Raw genomic sequence first — 7,149 nt, forward strand, 5'->3', positions numbered from 1 at the left:
GCCTCACATCCGGAAGACGCCGAAGCCACCGCGCACGCCCTCGTAGGGCGCGGTGTGGATGGCCGACAGGCACAGGCCGAGGACGGTGCGGGTGTCGCGCGGGTCGATGACGCCGTCGTCGTACAGCCGCCCGGACAGGAACATCGGCAGCGACTCGGACTCGATCTGCTGCTCCACCATGGCGCGCAGCGCCGCGTCCGCCTCGTCGTCGTACGGCCGTCCCTTCGCCGCCGCCGACTGCCGGGCGACGATGGACAGCACGCCGGCGAGCTGCTGCGGGCCCATGACGGCGGACTTGGCGCTGGGCCAGGCGAACAGGAACCGCGGGTCGTAGGCCCGCCCGCACATGCCGTAGTGGCCGGCGCCGTAGGAGGCGCCCATGAGCACCGAGAGGTGGGGGACCCTCGAGTTGCTGACCGCGTTGATCATCATCGCGCCGTGCTTGACGATGCCGCCCTGCTCGTACTCCCGGCCGACCATGTAGCCGGTGGTGTTGTGCAGGAACAGCAGCGGGATGTCGCGCTGGTTGGCGAGCTGGATGAACTGGGCGGCCTTCTGCGACTCCTCGCTGAAGAGGACGCCCCGGGCGTTGGCGAGGATGCCGACGGGATAGCCGTGCAGGGTGGCCCAGCCGGTGGTCAGGCTGGTCCCGTACAGCGGCTTGAACTCGTCGAAGTCGGAGGCGTCGACGATGCGCGCGATCACCTCGCGCGGGTCGAAGGGGATCTTCAGGTCGCCGGGGACGACGCCGAGGAGTTCGTCCTCGTCGTACTCGGGCGGCGCGGCCGGTCCCGGGTCGGGGTACGCCTTGCGGTGGTTGAGGCGGGCGACGATCCGACGGGCCTGGCGGAGCGCGTCCGGTTCGTCGACGGCGAAGTGGTCGGCGAGGCCCGAGACCCGTGCGTGCATCCCGGCGCCGCCCAGGGACTCGTCGTCGCTCTCCTCCCCGGTGGCCATCTTCACCAGCGGCGGGCCGCCGAGGAACACCTTCGCCCGCTCCTTGACCATGATCACGTGGTCGGACATGCCGGGGACGTACGCGCCCCCGGCCGTGGAGTTGCCGAAGACGACGGCGACGGTCGGGATGCCGGCCGCCGACAGCCGGGTCAGGTCCCGGAAGACGGCACCGCCCGGGATGAAGATCTCCTTCTGGGAGGGCAGGTCGGCGCCGCCGGACTCCACCAGGCTGATCACGGGCAGCCGGTTGGCGAGCGCGATGTCGTTGGCGCGCAGGGCCTTCCTCAGGCTCCAGGGGTTGCTGGCGCCGCCGCGCACGGTCGGGTCGTTGGCGGTGATCAGGCACTCCACGCCCTCGACGACGCCGATGCCGGTGACCAGGGAGGCGCCGACCGTGTACTCGCTGCCCCACGCGGCCAGCGGGGACAGTTCCAGGAAGGGCGTGTCGGGGTCGAGGAGCAGCTCGACGCGTTCGCGGGCGAGCAGCTTGCCGCGCCCCCGGTGCCGCTCGACGTACTTCTCGCCGCCGCCCGCGAGGGCCTTGGCGTGCTCGGCGTCGAGGTCGGCGAGCTTGGCGAGCATGGCCTCGCGGGCGGCCCGGTACTCGGGGCCGGCCGTGTCCAGGGCGGAGTCGAGGACGGTCACAGGAGGACCTCCGGGATGTCCAGGTGGCGGGAGCGCAGCCATTCGCCGAGCGCCTTGGCCTGCGGGTCGAAACGGGCCTGCGCGGCGACGCCCTCGCCGAGGATGCCCTCGACGACGAAGTTCACGGCGCGCAGGTTCGGCAGGAGGTGCCGGGTGACGGGCAGGTCGCGGGTCTCGGGGAGCAGCTCCCGCAGCCGTTCGGCGGTCAGCTCGTGCGCGAGCCACCGCCAGGCGTCGTCGCCGCGGACCCAGACCCCGACGTTGGCGTTCCCGCCCTTGTCCCCGCTGCGGGCGCCGGCGAGCAGCCCGAGCGGGGCCCTCCGCACGGGTCCCGCGGGCAGGGGCTCGGGGAGCGCGGGTCCGGGCACGTCCTCGAGGGCGCGGGTGCGGTGGGGCGGCTGCACGGCGACCCGGCGCCCGTCGGGGAGGACGGCCACGTGGTCGACGGCGCCCTGGGGGACGTACGCGTCCTCGAAGACCCCGTACGGGGAGCCCTTCCCCGGGGGCGCCAGGACGTGGAAGCCGGGGTAGCTCGCCAGCGCCAGCTCGACGGCGGCCCCGCTCAGCGCCCGCCCGACCGCCTCCCGGCCGGGGTCGCGTACGACGAGCCGCAGCAGCGCGCTCGCGGTCTCCTCGGTGCCGGCGTCGGGCCGGTCGGTGCGCGCCAGCTCCCAGCGCACCTCGGCGGGCGGCGCCTTGGCGAGCGCGTCGCCCATCTGCTCCTTCACCAGCTCCGCCTTGGCCTCGATGTCGAGTCCGGTGAGGACGAACACCACCTCGTTGCGGAAGCCGCCGAGCCGGTTGACCCCGGTCTTGAGCACGGGCGGCGGCGCCTCCCCCCGCACCCCCTCGACGCGCACCCGGTCCGGCCCGTCCTGGCCGAGCCGCACGCTGTCCAGCCGGGCGGTGACGTCGGGGCCGGCGTACCGGGCGCCGCCCGTCTCGTACAGCAGTTGGGCGGTGACCGTGCCGACGTCGACGAAGCCGCCGGTGCCGGGGTGCTTGGTGATGACGCTGCTGCCGTCGGCGTGGATCTCGGCGAGCGGGAAGCCGGGCCGCCGGACGTCCGCGGGGCGTTCGCCGAAGAAGGCGTAGTTCCCCCCGGTGGCCTGCGTCCCGCACTCCAGCACGTGCCCGGCGACGACGGCCCCCGCGAGCCGGTCGTACTCCGTCGGCGCCCAGCCGAAGTGCGCGGCGGCGGGCCCGGTGACCAGGGCGGCGTCGGTGACCCGCCCGGTGACCACGACGTCGGCGCCCCCGCGCAGGCAGGCCGCGATGCCGAAGCCGCCGAGGTAGGCGTGCGCGGCGAGGCTGCCGGGGTGCCGCGCGGTGAGGTCGTCGCCCTCGACGTGGGCGACCCGCACCGGGATCCCGAGCCGGTCGGCGAGCCGGCGCACGGCGTCGGCGAGCCCGGCCGGGTGGAGCCCGCCGGCGTTGGTGACGATCCGCACGCCCCGCTCGTGGGCGAGGCCGAGGCTCTCCTCCAGTTGCCGCAGGAAGGTGCGGGCGTATCCGGCGGCGGGGTCCTTCAGCCGGTCGCGGGCCAGGATGAGCATGGTCAGTTCGGCGAGGTAGTCGCCGGTGAGGACGTCGACCTCGCCGCCGGTGAGCATCTCGCGCAGGGCGTCGGCCCGGTCGCCGTAGAAGCCGGAGAAGTTGCCGACGCGCAGGGGCGCGGCCGTCACGCGGCGCCCCCCTTCGGCGTCCGCCCGGCGCCGGGCGGTCCGGCGAAGGCCTGGGCGATGTCCAGCCAGCGGTCGGCGTCGGGGCCGTCGGCGGTGAGGGCGAGGTCGGCGCGGTGGGCGCGCTGGGTGACCAGGAGGCAGAAGTCGAGCGCGGGGCCGGTGACGCGCTGGGGGGCGTCCTCGGGGCCGTGGGTCCACAGCTCGCCGCTCGGGGCGACGAGTTCGACGCGGAAGGGGTCGGTGGGCGGGGTGAGCCCGTGCACCCCGTAGGCGAAGTCGCGGGTGCGCACCCCGAGCCGCACCACGTGCCGGAGCCGGTCGGTGGGCGGCCGCACCGCACCGAGCGCGTCGGCCACGTCCAGGCCGTGGGCCCAGGTCTCCATGAGCCGGGCCGTCGCCATGGAGGCGGCCGACATGGGGGGCCCGTACCAGGGGAAGCGCGCCCCGGGCGGCGCCGACCGCAGCGCCCGCTCCAGTGCCGCGCGCCCCTCGCGCCACCGCGCGAGCAGCGTGTCGGGCGCGGACCGGGCGTACTCCTCGGCGCCGTCGTCGACGAAGCTCTGCGGGGCGGCGAGGGCGTCCTCGACCAGCTCGCGGAAGCCGTCCGCGTCCGTGACGGCGAGCAGCGCCGAGCGGTCGGTCCAGGCGAGGTGGGCGATCTGGTGGGCCACGGTCCAGCCCGGGGCGGGCGTCCTGCGCGCCCACTGCTCCGGGCCCAGCCCGGCCACCAGCCGGTCGAGCTCCTCGCTCTCCTCACGCAGATCGTCGATCACGGGCGTCGGATCGGACACGGTGCGCTCCCCTCGGGGGACGGCGGTGTGCGGCGCGGTCGCGTGGAGCATGGCAGCCCGCCATGAAACAAGCAAGCACGCTTGCATGTATCTTTTCGTCGCCCGGCCCCGGTCGACGGCGGCACGGGGCGCGGCGGGAAGGGGTGGGGCGGGAAGCGGCGAGGCGGGGTGCTCCGCCGTACGCCGGTACACCGATTCGCCGGCCCTGGATCATGAATGGCCCGTACGTCCCGACCGCACGCGTTCCGCACGATCCGGTGGATCCGAGCGGCCCCTGCGCCCGAGCGGCCCCTGCGTCCGGGGGCCGCTCGGGCGGGGCGGGCGATCCGGTTCCGGACGCGCCCGACGCCTCAGCCGGACTCCGCCCGCCAGACCGTCATGTCCGCGGTCAGGAAGCCGATGTCCGGCATGGCGGTCGACTTCACCTGGACGACGAGCAGCGCGATGTCCCCCTGGCGGTTCTTGACGCAGATCTCGCTCCCGGCCGCCGCCGCGGCCAGCGGGAGGCGGTGGCTGTCGACGCCGGAGGTCAGCATCCGGCACGTCTCGTACGTGGCGCCCGGATCGCCGAACACCATGTTGAACACGCTGGTGTCGCTCTCCAGCGCGCAGCTGCCCCGCGAGCAGTCGAAGCGGATGTCCCCTTCGCGGTCCTCGCGCTGGTTCCCGCTCCTGGTGCTGGCCGAGTTCTCGCCGGTGAGCATCAGGGTCGGGTAGGCGTGGGCCCGCGGCGTCGCGGACGCGCCCGCGGCGCCGCCGGCCCCCGTGCCCGGCGCGGCCGACGAGGCGGAGCCCGGGCCCTGCGACGCCCCGGCCTCTCCCCTCGACGCCGCCTCCCCGGACGCCGCCGACCGCTCCGCCGGGCCGGGTGTCCCGGACGCGGACGCGGCCGTGTCCCGGTCCCGGTCGCGGTCGCCGTTCCGGTCCGTCGCGTCCATGAGCGTCCACGCCGCCACGAGCAGCAACCCGACCGCGGCCAGGGCGGCGGCCGCGCCCAGGGCGAAGCGTCTCCCGCGGGTCCGCCGCTCGTCCGGCCCCTGCGGCACGCTCGGCCCCTGCGGACCGGCCGGCCAGGGGGCGGCGGGCCCTCGCGGGGCGAGCAACGGCCGCGTGCGCACCGCGGTGGGATCCGGGGACGGCTCCGGGGCCGGCGGCGGAACCGTCACTTCCGGCCCTGCCACCTCCCGCCAGACGGCCGGGCCCGCGCCCGCGTCGGCGTCCCGGCCCAGCTCCCGCCGGCACCACGCGACGACCTCCGCCGGGGTGCCCCGCTCCTCCGGCTCGGCGGCGAGGCACCGGGCGATCAGCGGACGGAGCCGCTCGGGCAGGCGGGACAGGTCGGGTTCCGAGTGCACGATCCGGTACAGCACGCCGGCCGAGGAGCCCTCCCCGTACAGCGGCTCGCCCAGCGCCGCGAACGCCGCGGTCTGGCCGAGCGCGAAGACGTCGGTCGCCGCCGTGACCTCGCCCCCGGTCGCCTGCTCGGGGGCCATGAACTGCGGCGTGCCGATGACGGCGCCCGTGGCGGTGTGCGCGGTGGCGTCGGCGGCCAGCGCGATGCCGAAGTCGATCACCCGCGGCCCGTCGGCGGCCAGCAGCACGTTCGACGGCTTCAGGTCCCGGTGGACGATCCCGGCGCCGTGGATGTCCTGCAGCGCCTCGGCGACCCCCGCCATCAGCCACAGCACCGCCGGCACCGGCAGCGGTCCGCGCCGGGCGACGGCCTCCGTCAGGGAGGGGCCGGGCACGTACACCGTGGCCAGCCAGGGCGGTGTGCCGTCCGGGTCGGCGTCGATCAGTTCGGCGGTGTACGCGCCCTTCACCGTCCGGGCCGCCCTGATCTCCCGGCCGAAACGCCGCCGGAAGGTCGGGTCGTCGGCCAGTTCCGACCGTACGACCTTGAGGGCCACCGGCCGGCCTCCCGGGGTGTGCGACAGGTAGACCCGGCCCATGCCGCCCGCGCCGAGCCGGGCGACGAGGCGGTGACCGGCCACCGTGCGCGGGTCGTCGTCCTGCAAGGGCTGGAAGACCTCGGCCGGGTGAGTCATCGGTTCCCTCCCCTTGATCCCGATGAGTTGACCAGGTCCGCAGCCTATGCGGTGCGGATCACCTCTTGCCCGGCCGGGGACGCCGCGGGCCCGGGGGCAGGCCCGGGAGCGCCTTGGTCCGGCGTCGCCCCGCCTGCGTCCGCACCGCGCCCATGCTCGCCGCGATGACCAGCGCGATGGCGGCGGACTGGATCGCGGACAGGGCCTGGTCGAGGATGATGAAACCGGCCGCCGCGGCGATGGCGGGCTCCAGGCTCATGAGGATGGCGAAGGTGGGCGCGGGCAGGCGGCGCAGGGCGAGGAGTTCGAGGGTGTAGGGCAGGACGGAGGAGAGGAGGGCCACCCCGGCGCCGAGCGCGAGCGTCACCGGGTCCAGCAGCTTCGTCCCCGACTCGGCGATGCCCAGCGGAAGGAACAGCACCGCGCCGACCGCCATGGCGAGGGCGAGCCCGTCGGCCTGCGGGAAACGGCGGCCGGTACGGGAGCTGAAGACGATGTAGGCCGCCCACATGGCGCCGGCGCCCAGCGCGAACACGACACCCAGGGGATCGAGGCTGTCGAAGCCCCCGCCCCCGAGGAGGAACACACCGGCGAGGGCCAGCGCGGCCCAGACGAGGTTGACGGCGCGCCGGGAGGCCAGGACGGACAGGGCCAGCGGACCGAGCACCTCCAGCGTGACCGCCGGGCCCAGCGGGATGCGCGCGACCGACTGGTAGAAGAGCCCGTTCATCGCGGCCATGGCGACACCGAAGACGATCACCGTGCCCCAGTCGGCGCGCGAGTGCCCGCGCAGCCGGGGCCGGCACACCACCAGCAGCACGATCGCGGCCACCAGCAGTCGCAGCGTCACCACCCCGAGCGCACCGGCCCGGGGGATCAGCATCACCGCGAGGGCCCCGCCGAACTGCACGGAGATCCCTCCGGCGAGGACCAGCCCCACCGGCCCCAGGGGACCTCGCCCGCGCGGGGCGCCGTCCGGCGCGGTCGCGGGGCCGTGGCCCGTCGCGGAGGCGGCGGCCGGGG

5 protein-coding genes are annotated in these 7,149 nt (G+C 75.7%); all 5 read right to left on the reverse strand.

Going from position 1 to position 7,149, the window contains the following annotated elements; all coding sequences use genetic code 11:
• Window positions 1-3: 3 nt before the first annotated feature.
• Complete coding sequence (locus B7L92_RS04300; RefSeq protein WP_081236149.1) at window positions 4-1,602, reverse strand: acyl-CoA carboxylase subunit beta; 1,599 nt, start codon at window positions 1,600-1,602, stop codon at window positions 4-6.
• The gene (locus tag B7L92_RS04305) at window positions 1,599-3,287 is read right to left on the reverse strand and encodes an acyclic terpene utilization AtuA family protein (RefSeq protein WP_081236150.1); all 1,689 of its coding nucleotides are present in this window, start codon (window positions 3,285-3,287) and stop codon (window positions 1,599-1,601) included. Before B7L92_RS04305 ends, B7L92_RS04300 begins: the two co-directional genes overlap by 4 nt.
• Window positions 3,284-4,078, reverse strand: a complete 795-nt coding sequence (locus tag B7L92_RS04310) for a TIGR03084 family metal-binding protein (protein WP_081236151.1) — start codon at window positions 4,076-4,078, stop codon at window positions 3,284-3,286. Before B7L92_RS04310 ends, B7L92_RS04305 begins: the two co-directional genes overlap by 4 nt.
• A 350-nt stretch (window positions 4,079-4,428) precedes the next feature.
• Window positions 4,429-6,126: a serine/threonine-protein kinase gene (locus B7L92_RS04315; protein WP_081236152.1), complete on the reverse strand. Its 1,698-nt coding sequence runs from the start codon at window positions 6,124-6,126 to the stop codon at window positions 4,429-4,431.
• Window positions 6,127-6,184: 58 nt separating this feature from the next.
• On the reverse strand, window positions 6,185-7,149 hold a 965-nt coding region (locus tag B7L92_RS04320), incomplete at its 5' end, for an EamA family transporter (RefSeq protein WP_255310750.1).

The sequence above is a fragment of the Streptomyces viridosporus genome, from assembly GCF_002078235.1.
Classification (GTDB): domain Bacteria; phylum Actinomycetota; class Actinomycetes; order Streptomycetales; family Streptomycetaceae; genus Streptomyces; species Streptomyces viridosporus.

Excerpts from the sequence above, each read along its gene's own strand:
- B7L92_RS04315 (WP_081236152.1), bottom strand. The coding sequence starts at position 6,126 with ATGACTCACCCGGCCGAGGTCTTCCAGCCCTTGCAGGACGACGACCCG.